Consider the following 26,116-nt stretch of genomic DNA (forward strand, 5'->3'; position numbering starts at 1 on the left):
ACCATCAAGGCGCACGGCACGTGAGGAGCACGAGGGCATGTTCGAGCGGTTCACCGACCGAGCGCGACGGGTTGTCGTCCTGGCCCAAGAAGAGGCCCGGATGCTCAACCACAACTACATCGGTACGGAACACATCCTGCTGGGCCTGATCCACGAAGGTGAAGGCGTCGCGGCAAAGGCCCTGGAGAGCCTCGGCATCTCCCTGGAGGGCGTCCGCCAGCAGGTCGAGGAGATCATCGGCCAGGGCCAGCAGGCGCCGAGCGGGCACATCCCGTTCACGCCGCGGGCCAAGAAGGTGCTGGAGCTGTCGCTGCGCGAGGCGCTGCAGCTCGGCCACAACTACATCGGCACGGAGCACATCCTGCTCGGGCTGATCCGCGAGGGTGAGGGCGTCGCCGCCCAGGTGCTGGTCAAGCTCGGCGCCGACCTCAACCGGGTCCGCCAGCAGGTGATCCAGCTGCTCTCCGGCTACCAGGGCAAGGAGCCCGCCGCGGCGGGTGCCGCGCCGGGTGAGGCCGCGCCGTCGACCAGCCTCGTGCTGGACCAGTTCGGCCGCAACCTGACCCAGGCCGCCCGTGAGGGCAAGCTCGACCCGGTCATCGGGCGCGAGAAGGAAATCGAGCGGGTCATGCAGGTGCTCTCCCGCCGTACCAAGAACAACCCGGTCCTGATCGGTGAGCCCGGCGTCGGTAAGACCGCCGTGGTGGAGGGGCTTTCCCAGAAGATCATCAAGGGCGAGGTGCCCGAGACTCTCAAGGACAAGCAGCTCTACACGCTCGACCTCGGTGCGCTGGTCGCCGGTTCCCGCTACCGCGGTGACTTCGAGGAGCGCCTCAAGAAGGTGCTCAAGGAGATCCGCACCCGCGGCGACATCATCCTGTTCATCGACGAGATCCACACCCTGGTGGGTGCGGGTGCCGCCGAGGGCGCGATCGACGCCGCGAGCATCCTCAAGCCGATGCTGGCCCGTGGTGAGCTGCAGACCATCGGTGCCACCACCCTGGACGAGTACCGCAAGCACCTGGAGAAGGACGCCGCTCTCGAGCGCCGGTTCCAGCCGATCCAGGTGGGTGAGCCGTCGCTGGCGCACACCATCGAGATCCTCAAGGGCCTGCGCGACCGGTACGAGGCGCACCACCGGGTGAGCATCACCGACGCCGCTCTGGTGGCTGCGGCGACGCTGGCCGACCGGTACATCTCCGACCGCTTCCTGCCGGACAAGGCGATCGACCTGATCGACGAGGCCGGTGCCCGGATGCGGATCCGCCGGATGACCGCGCCGCCAGACCTGCGTGACTTCGACGAGCGCATCGCCCAGGTGCGTCGCGACAAGGAGTCCGCGATCGACGCGCAGGACTTCGAGCGCGCCGCCCAGCTGCGCGACAAGGAGAAGCAGCTCCTCGGCCAGAAGGCTCAGCGGGAGAAGGAGTGGAAGGCCGGTGACCTGGACGTCGTCAGCGAGGTTGACGACGAGCAGATCGCCGAGGTGCTCGGCAACTGGACCGGCATCCCGGTCTACAAGCTGACCGAGGAGGAGACCTCGCGCCTGCTGCGCATGGAGGACGAGCTGCACAAGCGCGTCATCGGCCAGGAGGACGCGGTCAAGGCGGTCTCGAAGGCGATCCGGCGTACCCGGGCCGGCCTGAAGGACCCGAAGCGCCCGTCGGGCTCGTTCATCTTCGCCGGCCCGTCCGGTGTCGGTAAGACCGAGCTGTCCAAGGCGCTCGCCGAGTTCCTCTTCGGCAGCGAGGACGCCCTCATCCAGCTGGACATGTCCGAGTTCCACGACCGGTACACGGTGTCCCGCCTCGTGGGTGCTCCTCCCGGCTACGTCGGCTACGACGAGGGCGGGCAGCTGACCGAGAAGGTGCGGCGTCGGCCGTTCTCGGTGGTCCTCTTCGACGAGATCGAGAAGGCCCACCCGGACGTGTTCAACACGCTCCTGCAGATTCTGGAGGACGGTCGGCTCACCGACGGTCAGGGCCGGATCGTGGACTTCAAGAACACGGTCATCATCCTGACCACCAACCTGGGCACCCGCGACGTGGCCAAGGCGGTGTCGCTGGGCTTCCAGGCGTCGGAGGACTCCGAGTCCAACTACGACCGGATGAAGCAGAAGGTCAACGACGAGCTCAAGCAGCACTTCCGGCCTGAGTTCCTCAACCGGATCGACGACACCATCGTCTTCCACCAGCTGCGCCAGACCGAGATCCTCTCGATCGTGGACATCATGATCCAGCGGATCGAGTCGCAGCTGCGCAACAAGGACATGGGTCTGGAGCTGACCGACAACGCCAAGAAGTACCTGGCGGCGAAGGGCTTCGACCCGGTGCTTGGTGCCCGTCCGCTTCGTCGCACGATTCAGCGCGACATCGAGGACAACCTCTCCGAGCGGATCCTCTTCAACGAGCTGACCCCCGGTCAGATCGTCGTGGTGGACTGCGAGGGCGACCCGAACGACATCGACAAGTCCAAGCTCGTGTTCCACGGTGCGGACAAGCCGGTCGAGGTTCCGGACGCCGTCCCCGCCGACCTCGGTGGCACCGCCGCCGGCACCGCCGCGGCGAGTGCCGACGAGTAGCACGACCAGCAGCAAGGGGCGGGGCCCCGGTGGCGCAAGCCACCGGGGCCCCGCCTTTTCGTCGTCGGGGGCACTGGTCCGCTAGGTGCCGGACGACAGGCAGGCATCTCTGTGTCGCAGGCTTTGCTCTGCTTCAGCGGACGCAACACCTCGTGTCCGTTATCCGGACACCGAGTGTTGCGTGGGTTGAAGCAGAGCAAAGGTGACGGGAGCACCCCTTCGAACCGGCGGCCGGTTCGAAGGGGTGTCAGGCGTTCAGGTCGGCGGTTGGTGCGGACGGGCCATCGCCGGCGAGCCGGAACGAGTCGGTGCCGACCGGTTCCACCAGCCCGTCCTGTACGAGGCCGGCCAACGCCCGCGCGCGCTGCACGTCGTCGGTCCAGACCTGGTCGAGGCGCTGGTGCGGGACCGGCCCGGTGGTCTCCCGGAGCACCCCGAGCAGCAGTCCGCGTACCTGCCGGTCGGTGCCCGCGTACCGCTGGGGACGGCGGGTCGGGCCGGTTGCCGGCTCCTGCCCGGAGGCCCGCCAGGCGCAGACCGACTCGACCGGGCAGGCCGTGCAGCGTGGTGACCGGGCCGTGCAGAGCACCGCCCCCAGCTCCATGAACGCGGCGCTGGCCAGTGCCGCGGCGGCGGGCTCCGCCGGCAGCAGTTCCTCGGTGGCGACCAGGTCGGCGGGTCGGGTGACCGGTCCGGCGTCCGGTTCACCGGCCACGGCGCGACAGACCACCCGCCGTACGTTGGTGTCGACCACCGGATGCCGCTGCCCGTACGCGAAGGCGGCCACCGCACGCGCCGTGTAGGTGCCCACGCCGGGCAGCGCCAGCAACTGCTCCAGCCGGTCCGGCACCTGACCACCGTGCCGGTCCACGATCGCGACCGCGCACTCCCGCAGTCGGACCGCCCGGCGGGGATAGCCGAGACGCCCCCACATCCGGATCGCCTCGGCCGGGGTGTCGGCCGCCAGCGCGGCCGGGTCGGGCCAGCGGGCCAGCCAGGCGTGCCAGGCCGGCACCACCCGGACGACCGGGGTCTGCTGGAGCATGACCTCGCTGACCAGGATGGCCCACGGGCTGACCCCGGGTTCCCGCCACGGCAGGTCACGGGCGTGCTGCTGGAACCACCGGCTGACCAGGGTGGCGAAATCGGGTTGAGTCATGGCGACGTCGATGATGTCACGCGGTCCGGTCCCGCTGGATGGGCGGCTCGGGCGGGGTGTCGCGGTGGCGGTGGGCGGATCGGGCAGAATGCGCGGATGAACGAGCTCGCGATCACCGTCATCGGTCGGGACCGGCCGGGCATCGTGGCCGACGTCGCCGAGGTGCTGGCCCGACTGGGCGCGAACCTCACCGACAGCACGATGACCCGGCTGCGGGGGCATTTCGCGATGACCCTCATCTGCACCGGCCCGGACGCCGCCGGGGTGGAGGCGGCGCTGGCGCCGCTGGCCGCCGAGGGTCAACTGCTGGCGACCGTACGCGCGGTCACGCCCGACGGTGAGGTGGCCCCGGCCGGCGAGCCGTACGTGCTGGCGGTGCACGGGTCGGACCGGATGGGCATCGTCGCGGCGATGACCCGGGTGCTGGTGGACGCCGGCGGAAACGTGACCGACCTGAGCACCCGGTTGGCGGGTTCGCTCTACGTGGTGTTGGCCGAGGTCGAGTTGCCGGCAGGGGTCGCCGAGGCGGTGACCGCACGGCTGCACCGGACGGCCGCCGAGTTGGGGGTCGAGGTCACCCTCCGGCCGGCCGACCCGGATCTGCTGTGAGCGACGGGCGGGGCGGGCCGGACGCCGGCCGGGACGTCGAGGCGTACGCCGGTCTGGGGGACTGGACGCCGGAGTCGCTGGCGGTGGCGGGCGAGGTGCGGGCCGTCGTCTCGGCCCCGCATCCGGTGTTGAGCCGGGCCGGGGACGATGTCGATCCGACGGCCGAGGAGACGGTCCGGCTGGCCGCCGACCTGGTCGCCACGATGCGGGTCTCGCCGGGCTGCGTGGGGTTGGCGGCGCCGCAGGTCGGTGTGCCTGCCCGGGTCTTCGCCGTCGACGTGACCGGGCATCCGAAGGCGGTCACCGTGCACGGCACCTTCGTGCTCTGCAACGCCCGGGTGGTCGAGGCGACCCGCTGGAAGCCGGGTCGGGAGGGCTGCATGTCGGTGCCGGACCTGACCGGGGATGTGAAGCGGGCCAGTCGGCTGGTGGTGGAGGGTGACCTGCCGGGCACCGGCGCGGCGGTCCGGTTGGTGACGGACGGCTTCGAGGCGCGGGCGTTGCAGCACGAGATCGACCACTGCGCGGGGTTGCTCTTCCTGGATCGGGTGGCCGGCGCGCACGCCGTCTACCAGCGCAAGGTCTACCTCTGAGCGGGTGGCGGAAGGTCGGCGCGTCCGTCCTCAGTGGAGTTTCGCCGCGCTGCGCCGGTGGCGCTCCGGCGCGTCGTGACGTGCGGGTGGGCGCCGCGCGGCTACGGTGGGGGGCATCATGCGTCTGACGGTCGGCCCCCTGCCACCCGCCGTGTACTGGCGGCGTCGCGCCGTCGTACTCGGAGCGGGGCTTCTCTTCCTGATTGTCCTGCTTTACTCCTGCACCGGCTCGGGCCGCTCCGGCGCTCGACCGAATGCGGGGGCGAGCCCGACGTCGACTCCGACGTCCACGGCGAGTCCCGGGCCGGGTGGTCCGGTGTTGAGCCCGCAGACCGGGGCGCCGTCGGCGTCCGGGTCCGCCGATCCGAATGCGGACCGGTCGGCCGGTCCGAACGCCACGGACCCGAGCCCCGAGACCACCAGCAACGACCCGTCGCTGGGCTCGGCCGGGTCGGTCGACGACGGCACCTGCACCGACGCGGAGATCAGCGTGACCTCGGTGGCGCGGCCCACCTCGGTACAGCGCGGCGCGGTGGTCGACCTGCAACTGAAGATCAAGAACACCTCGGAGCGGACGTGCAGCCGCAACGTCGGCGCCGACCTGCAGGAGATCTTCATCAAGGCCGGTGCCGAGAAGGTGTGGTCCTCGGACACCTGCGGCAAGGTCCAGGGCTCGGATGTGCAGTCCTTCACGCCCGGGTTCGAGCGCTCCTACCAGGTGGGCTGGAACGGGCGGGACGCCACCCGCTGCGATGGCGCCGGGCTGGCCGCCGGCCCCTTCCCTCCGGCCGGGACGTATCAGGTGTTCGCGCGGGTCGGCACCAAGTACAGCGCACCCGTGAAGATCACCATCACCGGCTGAGCCGGGTCAGACGTACCGCTCCAGGATGGACGCCTCGGCGAGCCGGGACAGGCCCTCCCGGACGCCCCGAGCCCGGGCGTCGCCCACGCCCTCGACGGCCTGCAGGTCCTCCACCGTCGCGCCCAGCAGCCGCTGGAGGCTGCCGAAGTGCAGCACCAGGCGGTCGACCACGGCCACCGGCAGGCGCGGCACCTTGGCCAGCAGTCGGAAGCCACGCGGGCTGACGGCGGCGTCCAGCGCGTCCGATGCGGCCGGGTAGCCGATGGCCTTGGCAACCGACACCAGGTCGATCAGCTCGGTGGCGCCGAGCAGGTCCAGCTCGACCAGCGCCTCGTCCAGCGTGCGGGACTTGCGGCCGACCGGGAGGTAGTCCCGGATGACCAGGGTGCGGTCGGCGTCGACGCCGGCCATCAGCTCGTCGAGCTGGAGGGCGAGCAGCCGCCCGTCGGTGCCCAGTTCGACGACGTAACCGGCGATCTCGTCGGCGATCCGGCGGACCATCTCCAGCCGCTGCACCACGGCCACCGCGTCCCGCACGGTGACCAGATCCTCGATCTCGAGCGCGGAGAGCGTGCCGGAGACCTCGTCCAGCCGCAGCTTGTACCGCTCCAGGGTGGCCAGCGCCTGGTTGGCCCGGGACAGGATCGCCGCCGAGTCGTCCAGCACGTGCCGCTGGCCGTTGACGTAGAGGCTGATGATCCGCATCGACTGGCTGACCGAGATCACCGGGTAACCGGTCTGCCGGGCGACCCGCTCGGCGGTGCGGTGCCGGGTGCCCGACTCCTCCGTCGGGATGGACGGGTCGGGCATCAGGTGCACGGCCGCCCGGACGATGCGGGTGCCGTCGCTGGAGAGCACCACGGCCCCGTCCATCTTGCACAGCTCCCGGACCCGGGTCGCGGAGAACTCGACGTCCAGCGGGAAGCCGCCGGTGCAGAGACCCTCGACGACCTTGTCGTAGCCGAGCACGATGAGCGCGCCGGTGCGCCCCCGCAGGATGCGCTCCAACCCGTCCCGCAGCGCGGTGCCGGGTGCCATCAGGGCGAGGTTCGCCCGCAGCGGATCGCCGGCGCTCCCGGCAGCGGTGGTCACGCTCACGCTGATCGGGCGGGCTGGCGAGCCCACGGCGCCGGTGCGGGCCTGGGGCGGCGCGCCGGCAGGCTTGGTGGTATCGCGGTCGATCGGCACGGGCACAGTCTACGGACTGCCGTGCGGTGGGTGCTGTCGTGGTTACTGTGATGTGTCACGATGCCGCCCTTCCAACCGTTTCCACTTGTGCCGATGCTGTCCGGTATCGCCGCCCGCGTCGGCACGCTGGGTCACTCGGCGGACGCGCGGGCCGCATGGTGCAGCGCCGAGCGGACGTCAGTGACCTCGGTCACCCGCATCCCGTCGGGCCCGGCGCCCGTGCTGGCCGGGCCACAGCCCGGCGGGACCAACGCCACCTTGAACCCCAGGCGGGCCGCCTCGGCCAGCCGGCGCGGCACCGCTCCGACCCGGCGCACCTCGCCGGTCAACCCCACCTCACCGATCGCCACGAGGTGCGGTGCGATCGCCAGGTTGAGCCCGCCGGAGGCGACCGCCAGCGCGACGGCCAGGTCGGCCGCCGGCTCCACCACCCGGATGCCGCCGACGGTGGCCGCGAAGACCTCGCGATCGTGCAGGGTCAACCGCTCGGTGCGCCGTTGCAGGACCGCGAGCACCATCGCCAGGCGCGCGGAGTCGAGGCCGGAGACCGTACGACGGGGTGAGCCGGCAACCGTCGCGCCGATCAGGGCCTGCACCTCGGTGACGAGGGCCCGCCGTCCCTCCATGGCCACGGTCACGCAGGTGCCGGGCACGGGTTCCGAGTAGCGGGTGAGGAACAGCCCGGACGGATCGGCCAGGCTGCTGATGCCGCCCTCGTGCATCTCGAAGCAGCCGACCTCGTCGGCCGCGCCGAACCGGTTCTTGACGCCGCGGACCAGCCGCAGCGAGGAGTGCTTGTCGCCCTCGAAGTGCAGCACCACGTCGACCAGGTGCTCCAGCACCCGGGGCCCGGCCACCTGGCCGTCCTTGGTGACGTGGCCGACCAGCACGGTGGCGATGCCCCGCTCCTTGGCGACCGAGACCAGCGCGGCGGTGACCGCGCGTACCTGCGTCACGCCACCGGGCACGCCCTCGGTGCCGGTGGTCGAGATGGTCTGCACCGAGTCGAGCACCAGCAGGCCGGGCTTGACCGCGTCGAGGTGCCCGAGCACCGAGGCCAGGTCGCTCTCGGCCGCCAGGTAGAGCTGGTCGTGCAGGGTGCCCATCCGCTCGGCACGCAGCCGGACCTGGCTGACCGACTCTTCCCCGCTGACCACCAGGGAAGGGCTGCCGGCGCCCACCGCCCACTGCTGCGCCACATCGAGCAGCAGGGTCGACTTGCCCACGCCGGGCTCGCCGGCGAGCAGCACCACCGCCCCGGGCACCAGCCCACCGCCGAGCACCCGGTCGAGCTCACTCACGCCGGTGGGCCGGGCGCGGGCCGGAGCGGCGCTGATGGTGGCGATCGGCCGGGCCGGCTCGGCCGGCAGCCGTGAGCTCACCACCCGACCGGAGACGGTCGGGCCGGTCACCGTGGACTCGACCACCGAGCCCCACTCGCCGCACTCCGGGCAGCGACCCACCCACTTGGGCGGCTGGTGCCCGCAGGCGTCGCACTCGTACGCCGGACGCGGCTCGCGGGTGGCGGACCGGCCGCGGGCGGCACCGGCCGTGCCGGCACGGCCAGAGGTCGATCGGGAGGTGGTCACATCAGGACGCTAGCCCTCTCGTACGACGAAAACACCCCGGCGTGGTGGTTCCCACGCCGGGGTGTTCGTCGATGTCGGGGTCGGGTCAGCCGTGGGTGGCGCCGCCCTCGTCGCCCTCGTAGCCGCCCTCACGCTCGATGATCGGCGAGGGGGGCGCGGCCGGGGTGAGCGGGACGGCGATCGGCGCCTGGCCGGTGACCGTGTTGCCGTTGCCGAAGTCGAAGGTAACGACGACGTTCTGGCCGGAGCGCAGCGCCTCGGTCAGGCCGATCAGCCGCAGCTGCGTGGTGGCCTCCGAGTTGAGCTGGAGGTAGCTCAGCGGAGCCAGCTCGATCCGGGCGGGCTGGCCCGGCGCGGCCGCGCTCGCCGAACCCGACGCGCGCGCCGACTCCGGGGCGGACGGCGTCGCCGACGACGAACCGGTCTCGGACGGGGTCGCCGACGGGCTGCCCGAACCCGACGGGGTGGCGGACTCCGACTCGGAGGCCGACGGCGTCGGGCTCGCCGAGCCACCCGAGATCAACACCTCGCGCGCGCTCTGGGTGGTGACGGTGACCGTCACGGTGCTCTTCGAGTCGTTGTAGATCACGGCGTTGAGCGGGGCGTCCTGGCCGGCCCGGTAACCCTCGGTGCCCGGGTAGGTGACCAGCAGACCACGCACCGAGTAGGCGCCGTTGGGGGTCGTGAGGTTGACGCCCTGGACCGACGGCTCCTTCAAAGCCGTCTCGGCGACCTGACCGGCGCCGCATCCGGACGCGAGCAGGCTGGTAGCCGCCGCCATCCCGGACAGCAGCAGGGCCGCCCGCCGGGATCGGTTGATCGAGCGCGTCACGTCGGTCCTCCTCGTTACGATCCCCACCCGGCCGTACGCCGGGCACGGTGGCCATACCCGCGCAGACCGCGCTCCAGGGTAGTTGGAGCTGATCGAGGCCCGCACGGGGACCCGGCAATGCCACCGTCCCGGGTGCCCCTCACACCACCCGACCGCTCGCCACCAGCAGAACGACGTCGATGAGGGCCACCAGCATGACCGCCCGGAAGGCGGACACCGGCCGCCGGCCGGCCCGGGCCGCCGAGCGCCCGGCGTACCAGCTCAGTGGCGGCACGACGGCGGCCGTGCCGACCGCCGCCAGCCCGAGGGCCGACGGCGGCCCGGGCGGCCCCAGGACCAGGATGGCGGTCGCGGCGAGGAGCAGCCCCGCCGCGGCCGCCCGGCTGCCCGCCGCGCCGAGGCGGTGCGGCAGGCCGCGTACCCCCGTCCGGGCGTCGTCGGCCAGGTCGGGCAGCACGTTGGCGAAGTGCGCGCCGGCCCCCAGGCAGGCCGCCGCCGCCAGCAGCCAGGCCGGCGGGGTCGGCTCGCCGGGCAGCGCCAGCACCACGAAGGCGGGCAGCGCGCCGAAGGACACCGCGTACGGCAGCACCGAGAGGACGGTGGCCTTGAGCGGCCAGTCGTAGAGCAGCGCGGAGACCAGGGCGACCGTGAGCCAGAGCGCCGCCGGAGGGTTCGTGGTCAGCGCCAGCAGCGGGCAGGCCAACGCGGCCGCCGCCGCGGCCCAGGCCGTGACGCGCCGGCCCACCGCGCCGGCGGCGACCGGCTTGTCGGTACGCCCCACAGTGGCGTCCCGCTCGGCGTCCAACGCATCGTTGGTCCAGCCGACGGCGAGCTGGCTGGCGAGTACGGCGAGCACCACCGAGACGATTCCCGACGGCCGGTGCCCCACCCCCCAGGCCAGCAGACCGGACACCGTGGTCACTGCGGCGGCCGGTTCCGGATGGCTCGCTCTGACCAGCCCTAACACCCTGGACGACATAAGGGAAGTCTGGTCGTTACCGAGCAGTCGTGCCACGCTCGGTGCCATGCGAGACGTGGCTGCGGCCGCGGCGTCCACCGGTCCCCGGGTGCTGCCGCGCAACGACCCGCGCCAGTACGACGACCTGGCCGGCGAGTGGTGGCGGCCCGATGGCGCGTTCGCGATGCTGCACTGGCTGGCCGAGGCCCGCGCGGCGCTCGTGCCGCCGGCGACCCGCCCGGATGCGGTCCTGGTCGATCTGGGCTGCGGCGCCGGACTGCTCGCGCCGCACCTCGCCGGTAAGGGATACCGGCACGTCGGTGTCGACCTGACCCGCTCGGCGCTGGTCCAGGCCGCCGGGCACGGGGTGCGCGTGGTCCAGGGTGACGTCACCGCGGTGCCGCTGCCGGACGGGTGTGCCGACGTCGTCTCGGCCGGTGAGCTGCTGGAACATGTGCCGGATTGGCCGCGCGCGGTGGCGGAGGCGTGCCGGCTGCTGCGCCCGGGCGGCCTGCTGGTGCTGGACACCCTCAACGACACCGCGCTGGCCCGGCTGGTCGCGGTACGGATCGCCGAGCGGCTGCCGACGGTGCCGCGTGGCATCCACGATCCACGGTTCTTCGTGGACGCTCGCGCACTGGTGGCCGAGTGTGCCCGGCACGGTGTCGAGCTGCGCCTGCGCGGCATCCGTCCGCAGGTCGGCGGTCTGGTCGCCTGGCTGGTGCGCCGGGCGCGTGCGACGCGGACGCCGGGCGCGACGTCGACGGGCCGTGCCCCGCGCATCGTGCCGACCCGGTCCACCGCCGTGCTGTACCAGGGCCAGGGGGTCCGCAGAGGATAGTCGGCTCGTGGCGGGGTATGGGACGCCGAGAAGGGAGCGATATGACGGTGCATGCGCTTGAGGCGGCCCGCCGGTTGGCGCCGCGGTTCGCCGCGCGGGCGGCGGAGCACGACCGGGACGGCTCCTTTCCGGTCGACGACTTCCGTGACCTGCGGGAGGCCGGCCTGTTCGGGCTGATGGTGCCCCGCGCGCTGGGTGGCCTGGGCGCCAGCTTCGCCGAGTACGCCGCGGTGGCCACCGAACTTGCTCGGGGCAACGGCGCGACCGCGCTGGTGTTCAACATGCACGCCTCGGTGACCGGCGCGCTGGGCGCGGTCACCGAGGAGTTGGCCGAGGCCCTGGGTGTGCCGGACGAGGCACTGGCCGCCCGGGACGGCCTGCTCACCGCCGCCGCGCAGGGCTCCTGGTACGCCGTCGCGATGAGCGAGCGCGGCGCCGGTGCCCGACTCTCCCAGTTGAGCACGGTCTACGAGCCGACCGACGAGGGGTGGCACCTCAAGGGCAGCAAGACCTTCTGCTCCGGGGCGGGGCACGCCGACGGCTACCTGGTGGCCGCGCGCAGCTCCGCCGACCAGTCGGTGGTGTCGCAGTTCCTGGTGCCGGCCGGTGACGGTCTGAGCGTCGAGCCGACCTGGGACGCCCTCGGCATGCGCGCCACCTCGTCGCACGACCTGCACCTGGACGTCACCGTCCCGGCCGACCGGCTGCTCGGCGGGGTGGAGGGGCTGGCGCTGGTGGTCGCCCAGCTGATGCCGCACTGGCTGGTGGCCAGTTACGCGGCCGTCTACGTGGGGGTGGCCCGGGCGGCGATCGACGCGGCGGCCGAGCATCTCAACGCCCGCAACCTGGCCGGCCTGCCGGCGGTGCGGGCGCGGCTGGGCCGGGCGGACGCGGCGACCGCGGCGGCCGAGCTGGTGGTGGCCGAGGCGGCCCGCCGGGTCGACGACGCCCCGGGGGACGCGGAGACCAACCGCTGGGTGTGGCGGGCGAAGCTGCTGGCCGGCACCACGGCCGCCGAGGTGGCGGCGTCGATGCTGGAGGCGGCGGGGACGTCGGCGACCCGGCGCGGTCATCCGTTGGAGCGGCTCTACCGGGACGCCCGCTGCGGCTCACTGCACCCGGCCACCTCGGACGTCTGCGCCGACTGGCTGGGGATCGCCGCTCTGGGCGGGGACCCGGACCGCGACGGATCGGCACCGCGTTGGTGAGCCCGCGCGGCGGTACACGTACGGGGGAGGAGCCGGCCGAGGTGGCCGGTGGGACGGCCAGGGGGAGGACAGCGTCTGACGAGAGGTGGGGATCGTGTCCGTACCAGTGATCGCGGGGCTCGGGACAGCGCAGCCGCCGTCCGCTTCGCAGGACGAGTTGTGGGAGGGCTTCTTCTCAAAGCACTTCTCCGGCACCACCCGGTCGTTGGCCCAGCGGATCTTCGCGAACTCGGGGGTGACCCGCCGCCAGGCCGCGGTCAACCCGCTGCTCGAGGACGTCTCGGACTGGCCGACCGAGCGCCGGATGCGTCGCTACCAGGTGGAGGCGCTGCCGCTCGGCAAGGAGGCGGTGGGGCGTGCGCTGACGGCGGCCGGTCTGGACGCCAGCGACATCGGGCTGTTCATCGTCTGCTCCTGCACCGGGTACGCCACCCCGGGGCTGGACATCCTGCTCGCCCGCGACCTGGGCATGGCACCGGACACGCAGCGGATGTTCGTCGGCCACATGGGCTGCTACGCGGCGCTTCCGGGGTTGGGGGCGGCGAGTGACTTCGTGACCGCCCGGGGCCGGCCGGCGCTGCTGCTCTGCGCGGAGCTGACCAGCCTGCACATCCAGCCGTCCACCGCCCGGGTGGACACCCAGCAGATCGTGTCGCACGCGCTCTTCTCGGACGCCGCGGTCGCCGCCGTGGTGGTGCCCGACGGCCGGGGGTACGCGTTGCGCGAGGTCACGTCGGTCACCGACACCTCGACCGCCGACCACATGACCTGGGACGTCACCGACGCGGGGTTCCGGATGGGGCTGTCGCCGAAGGTGCCGCAGGTCCTCTCCCGGCACGTTCGCGGGTTGGTGGACGACCTGTTGGCCCGGCACGGCGGCGTCAGCTCCGACGTGGACGGCTGGGCGGTGCATCCGGGTGGGCCGCGCATTCTCAACGTGGTCGAGCGGGAGTTGGCCCTGCCGCCGGAGGCGTTGGCCGCGTCCCGGGCGACGCTCGACGAGCACGGCAACTGCTCGTCGCCGACCGTCCTGTTGATCCTGGACCGGTTGAGTCGTTCGACGCCGGCGCCCCGACGGGTCGTCATGCTGGCGTTCGGTCCGGGCCTCACCCTGTACGCCGCCCTGCTCGATCGACAGGACTGAGCGCCTCTCGACCCGACCGGTACGCTCACCACATGGATGCGGCGGACGACCGGCTGCGGTCGGCGGTGCTGGCCGGGGTGACCCTGGCCGCGCTGGCGGTCGGCGGTTGGTGGTGGCGTGCCGCCGCGCCAACCCCGGCGGCCGGGCCGGTGGGCGTACCGAGCGCCGAGCCGAGCGTCAGCACCGAGCTGGAGCGTGTCCTGGCCCGTGGCGTGCCCGAGGGACGGGTGACGCTGCGGGTGGATCCCGAAACGGGCGAGGCCGTCCGGGTGGAGGGCCGCCCCCCGCTGGTCGACCCGGAGACGGGCACGGTCATCGACCTCGGCGACGATCAGGGCGTGCTCTCTCCTGGGAGTGACCTGCCCTCGTTCCGGGCCACGATCTGGCGGGAGCAGCGGGAGTTGACCCCCGGCCAGGGGCTGACGCGTCAGTCGTCCGGCGACGGCTCCCGCTATCTGCTGCAGTACCGGTGCACCCGGCCGGGCACGCTGGCGGTGACGAGCACCGGGGCCGAGCTCGCCGGCCCGCCGCGCATCGATTGCGACGGCACGCTCGCCTCCGCCGAGGTGGTGCCCACCGACGGGCCGTTCCGGGTGTCCCTGTCGGCCGTCGGTGACAAGCCCATTGACGTCCAGGCGCAGCTCGTCGCGCTGCCCCCGTCGTAGGACGACCGCTCAGCCGGCCAGGGCGCTCAGGTCGTCCTGGTACGCCTCGACCGGTCCCGGGTCCGGCAGCACCCGGGTCACCACGCCGGTGCGGTCGACAAGCAGCGCGTTCGCGGCGCTGGAGCCCAGGAACGAGCGCAGCCCGCCAGCGGGATCGGCCAGCGCCCGGACGCCGTTGACCGGCGGTGAGGTGGCGACAGCCCGTTGTTCGGTCACCGTGACGACGGTGACGCCGGCGGGCGCCGCCGCCACGGCCTCCGTGACGACGTCCGGGCAGCCGCAGTCGTCCACCAGGATGATCATGGCGGGCAGCAGGCCGCGCAGCGGCACCGGCGCCTGTCCGGCATCGACCAGGTCCAGCGCGGGCAGCGCCTGACCGGCGAGCGCCACGGGTGGCGTGGAGGGCGCCGGGGTGGGTCGGTCGGTGCCCCGGCCGGCGCGGGGCCAGGTCACGGCGACCAGGCCGGTCAGGGTGGTGAGCACCGCCACCAACAGGACCAGCAGCGGCAGGGTGAGGGCGCGGTGCCCGGTGTGGTGGCCGGCCGCCCGGCGCAGCTCGCGGCGCACCTCGGCGGCCTCGCTCGCCAGGGTCGAGGCGTCGTCGGGGACGACGATGCGGCCCCACTCGGGTGGCAGGTCGGGCAGGCCGTCGGGCGGCCCGTGGCCCTCTGCGTCCGGCTTGCCCATCGGACCCCCAGGAAGCGTCTCGAGAGCGGCGTGTGACTCGGACTCCAGCGTCCCGCACCGGGGGCAGCTCCCGCTACACCTGGGCGCGTTTCCGCTGGGCGGGATACCATGGGGGAGCGCATAGCCCTTGATCTCGACGTTCTGTTCACCCGCATCGGGAAGTAATCCGTGCGTTACGGAGCGTGTTCAAACCATCGGTTTGACCGCCTGTCAAGCTGAAGAAAGACCTCTCACAGGGCCCCTGAGCTGCGCCAACGGTCAGGACATCGGTGAGACATCGTTGCCTGAGCGTGTTACCCTAGACACAGCGAAAGGGGTTTCGAACCTATGGTTTTCAGTGTCGGCGAGACCGTTGTTTACCCCCACCACGGGGCCGCACTCATCGAGGCAATCGAGACTCGGATCATCAAGGGCGAGCCTAAGAAATACCTCGTCCTGAGGGTTGCGCAGGGTGACCTGACGGTCCGGGTGCCGGCCGAGAACGCCGAGATCGTGGGCGTCCGTGAGGTGGTCGGCGAAGAGGGCCTCGGTAAGGTCTTCGACGTTCTCCGGGCTCCGCACACCGAGGAGCCGACCAACTGGTCGCGGCGTTACAAGGCCAACCTGGAAAAGCTGGCCTCCGGCAACCCGCTGAAGGTCGCCGAGGTCGTGCGTGACCTGTGGCGCCGGGAGCGGGAGCGGGGCCTCTCCGCAGGCGAGAAGCGGATGCTGGCCAAGGCCCGCGACATTCTCGTCGGCGAGGTCGCGCTGGCTGAGAAGAGCACCAAGGACGAGGCGGAGACGCTGCTCGACAAGGTCCTCACCGAGGCCTAGTCCGCACAGCATCGTCGTACCCACTTCGTAGCGAAGAAACCACCGAGGACCGCGACGTGACCGCGCAGCTCAACCCGCGCGGTGACGTCGCGGTCCTTGTGCCTGCGGCGGGTGCCGGCGTACGGCTCGGTCCCGGCCGACCCAAGGCGCTGCGCCTGCTCGCGGGCGAGCCGCTGCTGGTGCACGCCGTACGCCGGCTCGCCGCCGCCGCGTCGGTGCACACGATCGTGGTGGCCGCGCCCGCGGCCGAGGTGGCGGGTGTCCGTGAGCTGCTGGCTCCGGTGGCGCCGGTGATCGTGGTGCCCGGTGGCGCCGAGCGGCAGGCTTCGGTCGCCGCCGCGCTGGCAGCGGTGCCGGCCGGCCCGACGATCATCCTGGTGCACGATGCCGCCCGTGCGTTGACCCCGCCCGAGTTGGTCGAATCGGTCGCCGCCGCGGTCCGGGGTGGCCGGGCCGCGGTGATTCCCGTCCTGCCGGTCGTCGACACGATCAAGGAGGTCGGCGCCGACGAGGTGGTGCTGGGCACCGTCGACCGAGCTGCCCTCCGGGCGGTGCAGACCCCGCAGGGCTTCCGCCGGTCCGTCCTGACCGCCGCGCATGCCGCGGCCGGCGACCCGCTCACCGACGACGCCGGCCTGGTCGAGAAGCAGGGCATCGCCGTGAGCTGCGTGCCCGGCTCGGAGTACGCCCTGAAGATCACCCGTCCGTTCGACCTGGCGTTGGCGGAGCACCTGCTCGCCGCCGGCGGCTGACGCGTAACCTCTGTTCATGATCGTTCCTCGGGTCGCCATCGGCACCGATGTGCACGCGTTCGAGCCGGGCCGGCCCTGCTGGGTCGCCGGGCTGCTCTGGCCCGACCAGGACGGTCTCGCCGGGCACTCGGACGCCGACGTCGCCGCCCACGCCGCCTGCAACGCGCTGCTCTCCGCCGCCGGCCTCGGTGATCTCGGCGCCGCCTTCGGGGTGGACCAGCCGGAGTGGTCCGGGGCGTCCGGCGTGGCGCTGCTGACCGAGACGGCCCGCCGGGTGCGGGCGGCCGGCCTGGAGATCGGCAACGTCTCCGTGCAGATCGTCGGCAACCGTCCCAAGATCGGCCGCCGTCGGGACGAGGCCCAGCAGGTGCTCTCCGACGCCGCCGGCGCCCCGGTCACCGTCTCCGCCGCGACCACCGACGGGCTCGGTTTCACCGGCCGGGAGGAAGGTCTGGCGGGCATCGCGGTGGCCCTGGTGTACGACGCGCCGGCCGCCTAGGCTCGCCGCGATGTCCACCGAACCCGCTCCCGACCAGTTCGCCGGCGACGGCTATCTCGAACGCGCTCAGCTCCTCGCCGAGCTGGGACGCCACGACGAGGCGGCCGGCGAGTTGACCGAAGGGCTCGCGCTGAAGCCCGCGGATTCGCAAGCCCTCACCATGCTGGCCCGGGTGCATCTCGTCGCCGACCGGCCGGTCGATGCGCTCGCCGCCGCCGACGCGGCCGTGGCCGCCGCGCCGGAGGCACTGCCGGCGCTCGTCGTCCGGGCCATGGCACTGCTCGACCTGGGGCGCTACGCCGATGCGGCGACCACCGCCGACCGGCTGCTGGCGCTCGGGCCGACCGACGCGTACGCCCAGCGCAGCGCGGCGGCGATCCTGGCCGACTCGCGCAACGGGCAGCCGGCGCTGAACGCGGCCTGGCGTGGGGTTGAGCTGGCCCCGCAGGAGGCGCAGGCGCACCTGGTGCTCAGCCTGGTCGCGGCCCGACTGGAGCTGTTCGACCTGGCCGAGCGGGCCTACCGGGAGGCGCTACGGCTCGATCCGCGCCTCACCGAGGTCGGGCACGACGTCGGTGTCCTGCACCTGGAGCAGCGCCGCTGGTCCGAGGCGCTGGAGCACGTGGCGGAAGCGGTGGCGATCGGCCCGAGCCGGATCGACTCCCCGCGGACCCTCGCGTACGGCCTGCACCGCCTGGTGCTCTATGGCGCGGGCTGGTCACTGGTCGCCGCGGTGGTGGTGGCGTTCGCGGCCTCGACGAGCGACGGGTTCTCCCGTGTCCTGGCGGTGCTCGCGGCCCTTACCGGCGGCGTCGTGGTCTGGCAGCTCGCGGCGCGGCTGCCGGGGCTCACCCGGACCGTCCTGCCCGCCATGCTGCACGCGGACCGCACGATGGCCCTGGCGATCTACGCGGTGGCCGCCGCGCCGGCGCTGCTGCTCGTGTACGCGGTGGTCGGCTCGCCGTGGCCGCTGGTGCTGGCGATCGTCGCCACCGCGATAGCCGAGTTCGCCACCTTCACCAGAACAGCCTTCCGCTGACCCAACCTCCGGCAACACCACAACAGCGACTAGACAGAACGCGCCCAAGTCCAGGCGTACCCCTCGTCCTCGCAGGCGCGCGCCCCGTCGCACAGGTCGAGGGGCCGGAAGGTGTCCACCATGACGGCCAACTCGTCGAAGTAGTCCGCGCCGATGGAGCGTTCGGCGGCGCCCGGCTGGGGGCCGTGGGTGAAGCCGGACGGGTGCAGTGAGATGGAGCCCTGCTCGATGCCGGAGCCGCGTCGGGCCTCGTAGTTCCCGCCGGTGTAGAAGAGCATCTCGTCGGAGTCGACGTTGTGGTGGTTGTACGGCACCGGGATCGAGTCCGGGTGGTAGTCGACCTTGCGGGGCACGAACGAGCAGATGACGAAGTTGGGGCCCTGGAAGGTCTGGTGCACGGGCGGGGGCTGGTGGATGCGGCCGGTGATCGGCTCGAAGTCGTGGATGGAGAACGCCCACGGGTAGAGGTGCCCGTCCCAGCCGACCACGTCGAACGGGTGGTTGGCGTACACGTAGCGGGTCCAGCCACGACGGTGGCGGACCAGCACCTCGACCTCCTCGCCGTCGACGAGCAGCGGGGAGTCCGGGCCGCGGACGTCGCGCTCGCAGTACGGCGAGTGCTCCAGGAACTGGCCGCGGACGGAGAGGTAGCGCTTGGGCGGGCCGATGTGCCCGGCCGCCTCGACGGTGAGCAGCCGCACGGGCTGGTCGCCGGTGGGAACCAGCCGGTGGATGGTCGAGGTGGGGATGATGACGTAGTCGCCGGCGACCGCGTCCAGCGCCCCGAATGGCGACTCGACCCGCAGGGTGCCCGCCTCGACGTAGAGGCAGTGGTCACCGGTGGCGTCGCGGAACAGCGGGGAGGGCCGGTCGGCGAGGACGTACCCGATGCGGACGTCGTCGTTGGCGAGCAGGTACTGCCGGCCGAGGATCGGGTCGGCGCCGCCCGCGTCGAGCTTGTGGGTGCGCAGGTGGCGCGGCTTGAGCGGCAGGTTCGGCGCCCGGGTGAACGTCGGCGGGGTGAACTCGTCGGCGGCCAGGATCGCCGTGGGGGCGTGCCGGTGGTAGAGCAGGGACGAGTCGGAGGAGAAGCCCTCCTGACCCATCAGCTCCTCGGCGTAGAGGCTGCCGTCGGGCTGGCGGAACTGGGTGTGGCGCTTGCGCGGCACGTCGCCGACGCTGCGGTAGTACGGCATCTCGCCTCCCGATATATCCCGTTCACCGGCCGAAGGCGTCCGATAATCGGACGCTGTTGTCCGTTCCTTGTAGCGTCCCGTACATTCTTGTTCCGTGTCAACGCAGGTGCCCGCGCTCCTCGACGGCCTGGTGGACGACGCCGCCGTCTTCCCTCCGGGCAGCGCGGCGCTGCCCGACGCCCTGACCGCCCACCGCCGGCACCGCGCCGCCTGGTACGCCGACCTGGTGGGCCCGCTGCTCGTTCCCGCCTCGACCGTCGCGGCCGGCGAGCTGAACGGTCTCGTCGACCCGGCCGAGGGCCTGGTGATCGGGCTGATCGGTGACACCGGGATCGGTCCTCTGCCCTTCGCGCTGTCGTTCCTGGCACCCGACGGCGTGACCGCACGCCAGGTCGAGGTGGCCGTCGCCAAGCGGGGCGAGAACCCGCTGCCCGGCATCGCCGAGCTGCTGCGGCTGACCGAGGACCTGCCGGACGTCGAGGCCGTGTACGCCGAGCTTCCGTTGACCTTCGGGCTGATGGGCGCGCTGGACGCGATCGCCGCCTCCCGCGCCGACGGTGTCCCGATCGCCGCGAAGTTCCGCACCGGCGGGTTGGCCGCCGAGCTGTTCCCCACCCCGGCCGAGCTGGCCGCCGTGATCTGCGCGTGCCGGGACCGGGACCTGCCGTTCAAGCTCACCGCAGGGCTGCACCAGGCCGTGCGTCACCTCGACCCGGAGACCGGGTTCACCCACCACGGGTACGCCAACGTGCTGGCCGCGACGCTCGCCGCCGCCGACGGCGCGAGCGCGCGGGTGGTCGCCGAGCTGCTGACCGCGCTCGACCCGCGCCCGCTGCTCGAACGCGCCAACGAACGGCTGGACGCGCCGCGCCCACTGTGGGTCGGCTTCGGCTCGTGCAGCATCCTGGAACCACTTACCGATCTGATCCGGCTGGGGCTGGTGAACGGGGGGCACGACGCATGACCTGGGTGACCGGCGTTGACGGTTCACCGTACGGGGTGACGAACCTGCCGTACGGGGTGTTCTCCTCGGGTGGGGGCCGGCCACGGATCGGCGTACGGATCGGGTCGTGGGTGTTCGACCTGGCCGGTGCCGAGACCGCCGAGCTGGTGCTGGCAGCTGGCGCGCTGTGCCGGCCGACCCTCAACGACTTCATGGCGCTGGGCCGTCCGCAGTGGACGGCGGTGCGTCAGCGGATCGTCGAGCTGCTGACCGACCCGACGCACCGGCCGGCGGTCGAACCGCTGCTGGTGCCCCTGGCCGACGTGGAGCTGCTGCTTCCGTTCGAGGTGGCCGACTACGTCGACTTCTACTCCTCGGAGCACCACGCCTCGAACGTCGGGCAGATCTTCCGCCCCGGTCAGCCGCCGCTGCTGCCCAACTGGAAGCACCTGCCGATCGGCTACCACGGACGGGCCGGCACCGTCGTCGTCTCCGGCACGCCGGTGACCCGGCCCACCGGCCAGCGGGCGTCCGCCGAGGGTCCGGTCACCGGCCCGTCGGTACGCCTCGACATCGAGGCCGAGGTCGGCTTCGTGGTCGGTGTGCCCAGCCCGCTGGGCGCCCGGGTGTCCGTCGACGACTTCGCCGACCACGTCTTCGGGGTGGTGCTGGTCAACGACTGGTCGGCCCGCGACATCCAGGCGTGGGAGTACCAGCCGCTCGGTCCGTTCCTCGGCAAGTCCTTCGCCACCTCGGTCTCGGCCTGGGTGACGCCGTTGGACGCGCTGGCCGACGCCTTCGTGCCGGCTCCGGAGCAGGACCCGCCGGTCGTCGACTACCTGCGCGACGTGCCGCACCTGGGGCTCGACCTGCGGCTGGCGGTCGAGTGGAACGGCGAACGGGTCAGCGAACCGCCGTTCGCGAGCATGTACTGGACCCCGGCCCAGCAGTTGGCGCACCTCACCGTCAACGGCGCGTCCCTGCGGACCGGCGACCTGTACGCCTCGGGCACCGTCTCCGGCCCGGACCGTTCCCAGGTCGGCTCCTTCCTGGAGCTGACGTGGGGCGGGGCCGAGCCCGCGAAGGTCGGCACCGAGAGTCGTACCTTCCTCGCCGACGGCGACACCGTCACCATCACCGCCACCGCGCCCGGCCCGGACGGCACCACCATCGCCCTCGGTGAGGTCACCGGAACGGTCCGCCCGGCCCGCTGAGCCGGCCCGCTGAGCCGGCCCGTCCCGCGGGCCCGCGCCCGGCGTGCCTGCCACCTGGCTCGCCCTCGGCTTCCTTTGCTCTGCTTCACTCCACGCAACACCTGGGGCCGCTCGCTGTTGCGTCCGTTGAAGCAGAGCAAAGGGTCCGCTGGTTCACCTCGGCCCGCTTCGGAGCCGTCTGAGCGCCTGCCCGTCGGGCCATCATCGATGAGACTCGTGATCGCACCGTCTGTGCGATCACCAAGCCTGGTTACCCCGTTGGTCACGCGGATCATGTCGCCCCGCCACCCGTACGGCCGGATCTCGCCCGGCCGCGGGTGGTGGGGCATCCCGACGCACACGGAGGTAACGACGATGCACGATCTCACCGGAGCGCTCTGGCGCACCAGCAGCCGCTCCAACGACCAAGGGCTCTGCGTGGAGGTGGCGGACAACCTGGTCGACGTCCTCGGTCTGGTCGCTCTCCGCGACTCCAAGGACCAGGCCGGCCCCACGCTGGCCATCAGCCCGCCGGGGTGGACAGCGTTCATCGGCGCGATCAGGGGTGGTCGCTTCGACCGCTGACCGGTACGCCGGGCGCCGGTCGACGATCGGTGCCAGGCGACCGCCGAAACGGACAGCGGGGCCTCCGGTTGGTGAAAATTCCGTCCGGGGGCCTCGTCCGGCGCTCACCGCGCGTACCGTCGACGACACGGGAGGGCGGCATGTCGACGGTGGCGGTTACCGGTTTCATCGAGGCGCACGCTGCCGATGTCTGGCGTCTGCTGACCGACCTGCCCGGCCGGGCCACCCGGCTGACCGCGGCCGGCCCGGTCGAGGTGCTGACCCCGGGCCCGTTCGGGCCGGGCACCGCCTGGCGTGAGGCGCGCGCCCAGCCGGGCGGCGGCACACTCACCGAGGAGTTCCTGGTGGTGGAGGCGTTCGCGCCGCAGCGGCTGGTGCTCTGTTCCTCCGGTGCCGGCGCGGACTACCGGATCACCTGGAGCCTGCGGCCGGTCCGGCGTCGCCGCCGCGCCCGCACGGCGATAACGGTCACCCAGGAAGCAGTGCCCACCGATCCGTACGGCCGGGTGGTGGCCCTGCTGCTCGGTGGCCTCGCCGCTCGGGCGGTCGAGGTGGCGCTCCGGCGTGATCTCGCCGACCTGGCCGTCGCGGCCGGCACCCTCGGCTCGGTCGAGGCGGCCTGACCCGCTCACCCGCGCACCGCGGCCCGTCCAACCTGGCCGGGGTCCGTTCGGTTGCGCTGGGTAGGGTGCCGGGCGGAGGTGCGGCATGGGGTTCCCGAGGGGCCGGCGACGGCTCGTGCTGGCGGTGGCGGTGGTGCTGCTCGCCGTGGCAGCCGTCGCGGTCGTCGTCCACCGGGTGCTCGCGCCGGCCGAGGTGAGCACACCGGCGCGCGGCGCATATCCGGCCGCGCCCCGACCGGCCGCCGGCGTGGTCGGTCGGCTGCCGGTCGCCCCGTTGATCGTGGACGGAAGACTGCGGGTGTACGCCGCCCACCGCCAGGTCTACGCCGACCGACCGGTCGACGGGCGGCACCGGACCACGCCCTACTGGTCGTACCGGCGCTGGCCGGCGGAGCTGACCGGGGTGGTGGCGAGCGGCAGCACCGTGATCAGTCGCTGGTCCGACGGCCGGCTCGTCGCGCTCGACGCGTCCACCGGGCGGGTGCGGTGGCGGGCCGACGGCCCGGTGCCCGCCGCGAGCGCGGCGGTGATCCGGCGGACCGGGGCCGCCACGGTCTGGGACGCGCGCGGGCTCCTCCTCACCGACCTCGCGGACGGCCGGACGGTGCTGACGGTCACCGGGGACACGCAGGCCCGCGGGGTGGAGGTGGCCGGCGGCCGGGAACTGTGGCGAGCCGATCTGCCCGGCGCCTGCCGCAGCGACCTCGGCACCACGACGACCGGGCAGTTGATCGGCCTGGACACCTGCGCCGGGCCGGCCACGATCGAGTTCCGGGATGCCGCGACGGGCGTGGTGGGTGAGCGTTGGCGACCGCCGGGCGGCCCGGATCGGCTGGTGGTCACCCCGCTCGGTTGTCGTACCGGCCGGTCGGGCTGCCTGGGCCTGCGGACGGCCGGCCCCGGGGACGCCGGTGGCCGCGGCTGGCTGCTGGGCGACGGCGGGCCGCTGGCCGCGCCCGCGCTGGACCCGGCCGGGGCCACACTGGCCGGTGACCAGGCCGTCGCCGTCGTCGACGGGGTGGCGGTGGGCCGGTCGGCGCGAACGGGCGCCGAGCTGTGGCGTTTCGCCGGCCTGGGACCGGCGCGGGTGCTCGCGGTGCAGCCCGGCCGGGCGCATCTGCTGACCGAGGCCAACGAGCTGGTGACACTCGACCCGGTGACCGGTGTGCTGCTCTCCCGCTACACGCTCAACGTGGGCTCGGACGGCACGGGCTGGGCGCCCGGGGCGGTCTGGGCCGAGGACGGCTACGTCGCGGTGGAACGGCTGCGCGAGCCGGTCGACCCGAACGGCGACGACCAGCGCTACTACCTGACCTCCGAAGCGGTGATCCTGGCCGCCACCTGATCGGGGCACCGACTGACCAACCTTGTGTCACTGGTTGGTCATACTCCGTCCGCTCAGGTAAGCGCCGCCTCCGCGGCGGCCAGGAACGCGTCGTTCTCGGCCGGAGTGCCGATGGTGACCCGGACGCCGTCCCCGGCGAACGGTCGGACGATCACCCCGCGCGCCTCGCACGCCTTGCCGAAGGCCACGGCCCGGTCGCCCAGCGGCAGCCAGACGAAGTTGGCCTGGCTGGTCGGCACGTCGGGCACGAACTTGCGCAGCGCCTCGGTGACCCGGTCCCGCTCGGCGACGACCAGCGCGCAGCGTCGCTCCATCTCGCCGGCCTGGGTCAGCGCCGCGAGCGCGCCCGCCTGGGCGGCCGTGCTCGTGGAGAACGGCGTGACCACCTTGCGGATGGCCGCCGCCACCACCGGCTGGGCGACCAGCCAGCCGATCCGCAGCCCGGCCAGACCCCACGCCTTGGACAGGGTGCGCAGCACCGCGACGTTCGGCCGGTCCAGGTAGTCGAGACCGTCCGGCACCTCGGCGTCGGTGACGAACTCCCGGTACGCCTCGTCGATGACCACCAGCACGTCGTCCGGCACCGCGTCGAGGAACCGGTCCAGCTCGGCCCGGCGTACCGCAGTGCCGGTGGGGTTGTTCGGGTTGCAGACCAGGATCATCCGGGTCCGGTCGGTCACCGCCGCCGCCATGGCCGCCAGGTCGTGCCCGTGCCCGGCGTCGTTGGGCACCCGCACGCTGGTCGCGCCGCTGGTCGCCGCGATGATCGGGTACGCCTCGAACGACCGCCACGAGTAGAGCACCTCGTCACCCGGCAGGCAGGTGGCCCGGACGAGGTGCTCGGCGAGCGCCACCGACCCGCAGCCGGTGGCGATCCGGTCCGCGTCCACGCCGTACCGCTGGGCCAACGCGTCGCGCAGCGCGACCACGCCCATGTCCGGGTAGCGGTGCGAGGCCATGACCGCCTCGGTGACCGCCTCGACCACACCCGGCAGCGGCCCGTACGGCACCTCGTTGCTGGCCAGCTTGATGGCCTCCGGCAGACCCAGCTCGCGGGCCAGGTCGGCGGGGCTGCGCCCCGGCACGTAGTTCGGCAGCGCGTCCAGGTCGGCGCGGGTCAGTCGCAGCGCGGGCTCGTGACGTCCGGAGTCGGTCATGGGGTGTCTCCCGAGGGCTGGGGGTGGTCGTCTGGGGCGGGGGAAGTGGCGGTGGCGGGGACCTCGACGACCACCGTCTGCGCGCGCTTGTCGTGCAGCGCCCGGCGCAGCGGGTGGTCGAAGAGCGGGGACAGGGAGTCGACCAGTTGCAGCAGCAGGCCGAGCCCGGCGCAGTACCAGAGCAGGGTGGGCAGGCCCAGTGTCGTCCACCGGGTCAGCGCCCGGCCGAAGCCCAACGGCTGGTCGGCGGCGATCGGGACCGCCTTGATCCGCATCACCCGTTTGCCGATGGTCTGCCCGTTGGCCGCCATGGCGGGCACCTCGTACGCCAGCCACAGCGCGGTGGCGATCACCACGATCACCACCTGGAGGAGCCCGGTCTGCTCGCTGATGGGTGGCATCCCCTCGGTGGAGGTGTTCCCCTCCATGCCGCGCCGGAACGCCTCCCGCCAGTATGGCATCAGCTCGTCCAGCCACCGCCAGACGAACCAGCCGTTGACCAGCACATTCAGTGCGAACACGAGACCGAAGTCGATCAGCCGGGCGACGAGCCGGCGGCCGTAACCGGCCAACCTGAGCCCGTGCGGCCGAGGCTCGGGCGGTCGGCCGAGCCAGCCGGGGGGACCGCCGGGCGGGGCCCACCCGGGCGGCACGCCCTGCGGCGTCCAGCCGGGAGGACCGGCCTGCGGCGTCCAGCCGGGCGGCGTGCCCGGTGGCGCCCAGCCGGGCGGGCCGGCCTGCGGGCCCCACCCCGGGGCGGCCTGCGGACCGTGCCCGGGTTGCGGGGCCGGCCCGGAGTGCGGGGGCCAGCCCGGCGCGGTGCTCACCGGGTGGGCAGCGGCAGGTGCGGTCGGGGTGACCGGTGCGGGCGGCGGCTCGGCCGGCGGCGGTCCGTCCGGCGGGGTGGCGTCGACGGGAATGGGCGCGCCGAGCCAACCCTCGCCGTCCCAGTACCGCCGGGTCTCGGTGTCGGCGGGGTCGACATACCAGCCGGGTTGCACGCTCACGCCGACGCTCCGCTTCGCTGCGCGTCGGCGTGCGGCGCCACGCTGCTG

26 protein-coding genes are annotated in these 26,116 nt (G+C 73.0%); 17 read left to right on the top strand and 9 right to left on the bottom strand.

The window, feature by feature from the left end:
• The first annotated feature begins 37 nt into the window (after positions 1-37).
• Positions 38-2,581, top strand: a complete 2,544-nt coding sequence (locus ACFYPH_RS00770) for an ATP-dependent Clp protease ATP-binding subunit (RefSeq protein ID WP_354861611.1) — start codon at positions 38-40, stop codon at positions 2,579-2,581.
• 247 nt (positions 2,582-2,828) lie between these two features.
• Here ACFYPH_RS00770 and ACFYPH_RS00775 read toward each other — a convergent pair whose 3' ends face one another.
• Complete coding sequence (locus ACFYPH_RS00775; protein ID WP_354857475.1) at positions 2,829-3,740, bottom strand: A/G-specific adenine glycosylase; 912 nt, start codon at positions 3,738-3,740, stop codon at positions 2,829-2,831.
• Between the two features lie 96 nt (positions 3,741-3,836).
• Here ACFYPH_RS00775 and ACFYPH_RS00780 point away from each other — a divergent pair, with 96 nt between their 5' ends.
• The 3 genes from ACFYPH_RS00780 (at position 3,837) to ACFYPH_RS00790 (ending at position 5,804) form a co-directional block, all read left to right on the top strand.
• Positions 3,837-4,349 carry an ACT domain-containing protein gene (locus ACFYPH_RS00780; RefSeq protein ID WP_354857473.1) on the top strand — a complete coding sequence of 171 codons (513 nt, stop codon included), beginning with the start codon at positions 3,837-3,839 and terminating at the stop codon, positions 4,347-4,349.
• Positions 4,346-4,942 (top strand): peptide deformylase, encoded by a 597-nt coding sequence (locus ACFYPH_RS00785; RefSeq protein ID WP_387177937.1) that lies wholly within the window; start codon positions 4,346-4,348, stop codon positions 4,940-4,942. The genes ACFYPH_RS00780 and ACFYPH_RS00785 overlap by 4 nt, the downstream gene beginning before the upstream one ends.
• A 118-nt stretch (positions 4,943-5,060) precedes the next feature.
• Entirely contained in the window at positions 5,061-5,804 is a 744-nt protein-coding gene (locus ACFYPH_RS00790; RefSeq protein ID WP_387177940.1) for a hypothetical protein, read from the top strand.
• A gap of 6 nt (positions 5,805-5,810) precedes the next feature.
• On the opposite strand, the gene disA is transcribed toward ACFYPH_RS00790, so the two are convergent.
• The 4 genes from disA to ACFYPH_RS00810 all read right to left on the bottom strand — a co-directional run bounded on the left by disA (position 5,811) and on the right by ACFYPH_RS00810 (position 10,392).
• Positions 5,811-6,992, bottom strand: a complete 1,182-nt coding sequence (gene disA, locus ACFYPH_RS00795; protein ID WP_354857469.1) for a DNA integrity scanning diadenylate cyclase DisA — start codon at positions 6,990-6,992, stop codon at positions 5,811-5,813.
• Between the two features lie 131 nt (positions 6,993-7,123).
• Positions 7,124-8,581: a DNA repair protein RadA gene (radA, locus tag ACFYPH_RS00800; protein ID WP_354857467.1), complete on the bottom strand. Its 1,458-nt coding sequence runs from the start codon at positions 8,579-8,581 to the stop codon at positions 7,124-7,126.
• 85 nt (positions 8,582-8,666) lie between these two features.
• Positions 8,667-9,413 (bottom strand): hypothetical protein, encoded by a 747-nt coding sequence (locus ACFYPH_RS00805; protein WP_387177944.1) that lies wholly within the window; start codon positions 9,411-9,413, stop codon positions 8,667-8,669.
• A gap of 139 nt (positions 9,414-9,552) precedes the next feature.
• On the bottom strand, positions 9,553-10,392 hold the full coding sequence (locus ACFYPH_RS00810) for a UbiA family prenyltransferase (RefSeq protein WP_387177947.1): 840 nt from the start codon (positions 10,390-10,392) through the stop codon (positions 9,553-9,555).
• Between the two features lie 46 nt (positions 10,393-10,438).
• On the opposite strand from ACFYPH_RS00810, the gene ACFYPH_RS00815 reads away from it, so the two are divergent.
• The 4 genes from ACFYPH_RS00815 to ACFYPH_RS00830 all read left to right on the top strand — a co-directional run bounded on the left by ACFYPH_RS00815 (position 10,439) and on the right by ACFYPH_RS00830 (position 14,229).
• Complete coding sequence (locus tag ACFYPH_RS00815; protein ID WP_387177949.1) at positions 10,439-11,212, top strand: class I SAM-dependent methyltransferase; 774 nt, start codon at positions 10,439-10,441, stop codon at positions 11,210-11,212.
• Between the two features lie 41 nt (positions 11,213-11,253).
• Positions 11,254-12,420 carry an acyl-CoA dehydrogenase family protein gene (locus ACFYPH_RS00820; protein ID WP_387177952.1) on the top strand — a complete coding sequence of 389 codons (1,167 nt, stop codon included), beginning with the start codon at positions 11,254-11,256 and terminating at the stop codon, positions 12,418-12,420.
• An 85-nt stretch (positions 12,421-12,505) separates the two neighbouring features.
• A complete protein-coding gene (locus tag ACFYPH_RS00825) occupies positions 12,506-13,564 on the top strand; it encodes a type III polyketide synthase (RefSeq protein WP_354857456.1) in 1,059 nt (352 codons plus the stop codon).
• Between the two features lie 32 nt (positions 13,565-13,596).
• Entirely contained in the window at positions 13,597-14,229 is a 633-nt protein-coding gene (locus tag ACFYPH_RS00830) for a hypothetical protein (RefSeq protein ID WP_387177955.1), read from the top strand.
• 9 nt (positions 14,230-14,238) lie between these two features.
• Here ACFYPH_RS00830 and ACFYPH_RS00835 read toward each other — a convergent pair whose 3' ends face one another.
• Positions 14,239-14,916: a hypothetical protein gene (locus tag ACFYPH_RS00835; RefSeq protein WP_355064986.1), complete on the bottom strand. Its 678-nt coding sequence runs from the start codon at positions 14,914-14,916 to the stop codon at positions 14,239-14,241.
• A gap of 327 nt (positions 14,917-15,243) precedes the next feature.
• Here ACFYPH_RS00835 and ACFYPH_RS00840 point away from each other — a divergent pair, with 327 nt between their 5' ends.
• From ACFYPH_RS00840 to ACFYPH_RS00855, 4 genes are read left to right on the top strand one after another with little or no spacing between them, the layout of a single operon-like run.
• A complete protein-coding gene (locus tag ACFYPH_RS00840; RefSeq protein WP_088950500.1) occupies positions 15,244-15,729 on the top strand; it encodes a CarD family transcriptional regulator in 486 nt (161 codons plus the stop codon).
• A 56-nt stretch (positions 15,730-15,785) separates the two neighbouring features.
• On the top strand, positions 15,786-16,481 hold the full coding sequence (gene ispD, locus ACFYPH_RS00845; protein WP_354857449.1) for a 2-C-methyl-D-erythritol 4-phosphate cytidylyltransferase: 696 nt from the start codon (positions 15,786-15,788) through the stop codon (positions 16,479-16,481).
• A 16-nt stretch (positions 16,482-16,497) separates the two neighbouring features.
• Positions 16,498-16,980, top strand: a complete 483-nt coding sequence (gene ispF / locus ACFYPH_RS00850) for a 2-C-methyl-D-erythritol 2,4-cyclodiphosphate synthase (RefSeq protein WP_354857446.1) — start codon at positions 16,498-16,500, stop codon at positions 16,978-16,980.
• Positions 16,981-16,990: 10 nt separating this feature from the next.
• Positions 16,991-18,019, top strand: a complete 1,029-nt coding sequence (locus tag ACFYPH_RS00855; RefSeq protein ID WP_387177960.1) for a tetratricopeptide repeat protein — start codon at positions 16,991-16,993, stop codon at positions 18,017-18,019.
• A gap of 29 nt (positions 18,020-18,048) precedes the next feature.
• Here ACFYPH_RS00855 and ACFYPH_RS00860 read toward each other — a convergent pair whose 3' ends face one another.
• Complete coding sequence (locus ACFYPH_RS00860) at positions 18,049-19,215, bottom strand: homogentisate 1,2-dioxygenase (RefSeq protein WP_387177962.1); 1,167 nt, start codon at positions 19,213-19,215, stop codon at positions 18,049-18,051.
• A gap of 94 nt (positions 19,216-19,309) precedes the next feature.
• Here ACFYPH_RS00860 and ACFYPH_RS00865 point away from each other — a divergent pair, with 94 nt between their 5' ends.
• The 5 genes from ACFYPH_RS00865 (at position 19,310) to ACFYPH_RS00885 (ending at position 23,904) form a co-directional block, all read left to right on the top strand.
• The gene (locus ACFYPH_RS00865) at positions 19,310-20,179 is read left to right on the top strand and encodes a hypothetical protein (RefSeq protein WP_354857439.1); all 870 of its coding nucleotides are present in this window, start codon (positions 19,310-19,312) and stop codon (positions 20,177-20,179) included.
• Positions 20,176-21,372: a fumarylacetoacetase gene (gene fahA / locus ACFYPH_RS00870; RefSeq protein WP_354857436.1), complete on the top strand. Its 1,197-nt coding sequence runs from the start codon at positions 20,176-20,178 to the stop codon at positions 21,370-21,372. Before ACFYPH_RS00865 ends, fahA begins: the two co-directional genes overlap by 4 nt.
• 354 nt (positions 21,373-21,726) lie before the next feature.
• On the top strand, positions 21,727-21,936 hold the full coding sequence (locus ACFYPH_RS00875; protein ID WP_354857433.1) for a DUF397 domain-containing protein: 210 nt from the start codon (positions 21,727-21,729) through the stop codon (positions 21,934-21,936).
• Between the two features lie 140 nt (positions 21,937-22,076).
• Entirely contained in the window at positions 22,077-22,559 is a 483-nt protein-coding gene (locus ACFYPH_RS00880; protein ID WP_387177965.1) for an SRPBCC family protein, read from the top strand.
• 85 nt (positions 22,560-22,644) lie between these two features.
• Positions 22,645-23,904: a PQQ-binding-like beta-propeller repeat protein gene (locus tag ACFYPH_RS00885; RefSeq protein ID WP_355064997.1), complete on the top strand. Its 1,260-nt coding sequence runs from the start codon at positions 22,645-22,647 to the stop codon at positions 23,902-23,904.
• A 53-nt stretch (positions 23,905-23,957) separates the two neighbouring features.
• Here ACFYPH_RS00885 and hisC read toward each other — a convergent pair whose 3' ends face one another.
• Both hisC and ACFYPH_RS00895 read right to left on the bottom strand, forming a co-directional pair.
• Entirely contained in the window at positions 23,958-25,061 is a 1,104-nt protein-coding gene (hisC, locus tag ACFYPH_RS00890) for a histidinol-phosphate transaminase (RefSeq protein ID WP_354857425.1), read from the bottom strand.
• Positions 25,058-26,068, bottom strand: a complete 1,011-nt coding sequence (locus ACFYPH_RS00895) for an RDD family protein (protein ID WP_387177969.1) — start codon at positions 26,066-26,068, stop codon at positions 25,058-25,060. Before ACFYPH_RS00895 ends, hisC begins: the two co-directional genes overlap by 4 nt.
• Between the last annotated feature and the right edge of the window lie 48 nt (positions 26,069-26,116).

This window comes from Micromonospora sp. NPDC005252 (genome assembly GCF_042872475.1).
GTDB lineage: Bacteria > Actinomycetota > Actinomycetes > Mycobacteriales > Micromonosporaceae > Micromonospora.

Bases quoted from the DNA above. Each gene is read 5' to 3' on its own strand.
- ACFYPH_RS00770 (WP_354861611.1), top strand. From the start codon at position 38: ATGTTCGAGCGGTTCACCGACCGAGCGCGACGGGTTGTCGTCCTGGCC.
- ACFYPH_RS00775 (WP_354857475.1), bottom strand. From the start codon at position 3,740: ATGACTCAACCCGATTTCGCCACCCTGGTCAGCCGGTGGTTCCAGCAG.
- ACFYPH_RS00780 (WP_354857473.1), top strand. From the start codon at position 3,837: ATGAACGAGCTCGCGATCACCGTCATCGGTCGGGACCGGCCGGGCATC.
- ACFYPH_RS00790 (WP_387177940.1), top strand. From the start codon at position 5,061: ATGCGTCTGACGGTCGGCCCCCTGCCACCCGCCGTGTACTGGCGGCGT.
- ACFYPH_RS00810 (WP_387177947.1), bottom strand. From the start codon at position 10,392: ATGTCGTCCAGGGTGTTAGGGCTGGTCAGAGCGAGCCATCCGGAACCG.
- ACFYPH_RS00815 (WP_387177949.1), top strand. From the start codon at position 10,439: ATGCGAGACGTGGCTGCGGCCGCGGCGTCCACCGGTCCCCGGGTGCTG.
- ACFYPH_RS00820 (WP_387177952.1), top strand. From the start codon at position 11,254: ATGACGGTGCATGCGCTTGAGGCGGCCCGCCGGTTGGCGCCGCGGTTC.
- ACFYPH_RS00830 (WP_387177955.1), top strand. From the start codon at position 13,597: ATGGATGCGGCGGACGACCGGCTGCGGTCGGCGGTGCTGGCCGGGGTG.
- ACFYPH_RS00835 (WP_355064986.1), bottom strand. From the start codon at position 14,916: ATGGGCAAGCCGGACGCAGAGGGCCACGGGCCGCCCGACGGCCTGCCC.
- ACFYPH_RS00840 (WP_088950500.1), top strand. From the start codon at position 15,244: ATGGTTTTCAGTGTCGGCGAGACCGTTGTTTACCCCCACCACGGGGCC.
- ispF (WP_354857446.1), top strand. From the start codon at position 16,498: ATGATCGTTCCTCGGGTCGCCATCGGCACCGATGTGCACGCGTTCGAG.
- ACFYPH_RS00855 (WP_387177960.1), top strand. From the start codon at position 16,991: ATGTCCACCGAACCCGCTCCCGACCAGTTCGCCGGCGACGGCTATCTC.
- ACFYPH_RS00860 (WP_387177962.1), bottom strand. From the start codon at position 19,215: ATGCCGTACTACCGCAGCGTCGGCGACGTGCCGCGCAAGCGCCACACC.
- fahA (WP_354857436.1), top strand. From the start codon at position 20,176: ATGACCTGGGTGACCGGCGTTGACGGTTCACCGTACGGGGTGACGAAC.
- ACFYPH_RS00875 (WP_354857433.1), top strand. From the start codon at position 21,727: ATGCACGATCTCACCGGAGCGCTCTGGCGCACCAGCAGCCGCTCCAAC.
- ACFYPH_RS00880 (WP_387177965.1), top strand. From the start codon at position 22,077: ATGTCGACGGTGGCGGTTACCGGTTTCATCGAGGCGCACGCTGCCGAT.
- ACFYPH_RS00885 (WP_355064997.1), top strand. From the start codon at position 22,645: ATGGGGTTCCCGAGGGGCCGGCGACGGCTCGTGCTGGCGGTGGCGGTG.
- hisC (WP_354857425.1), bottom strand. From the start codon at position 25,061: ATGACCGACTCCGGACGTCACGAGCCCGCGCTGCGACTGACCCGCGCC.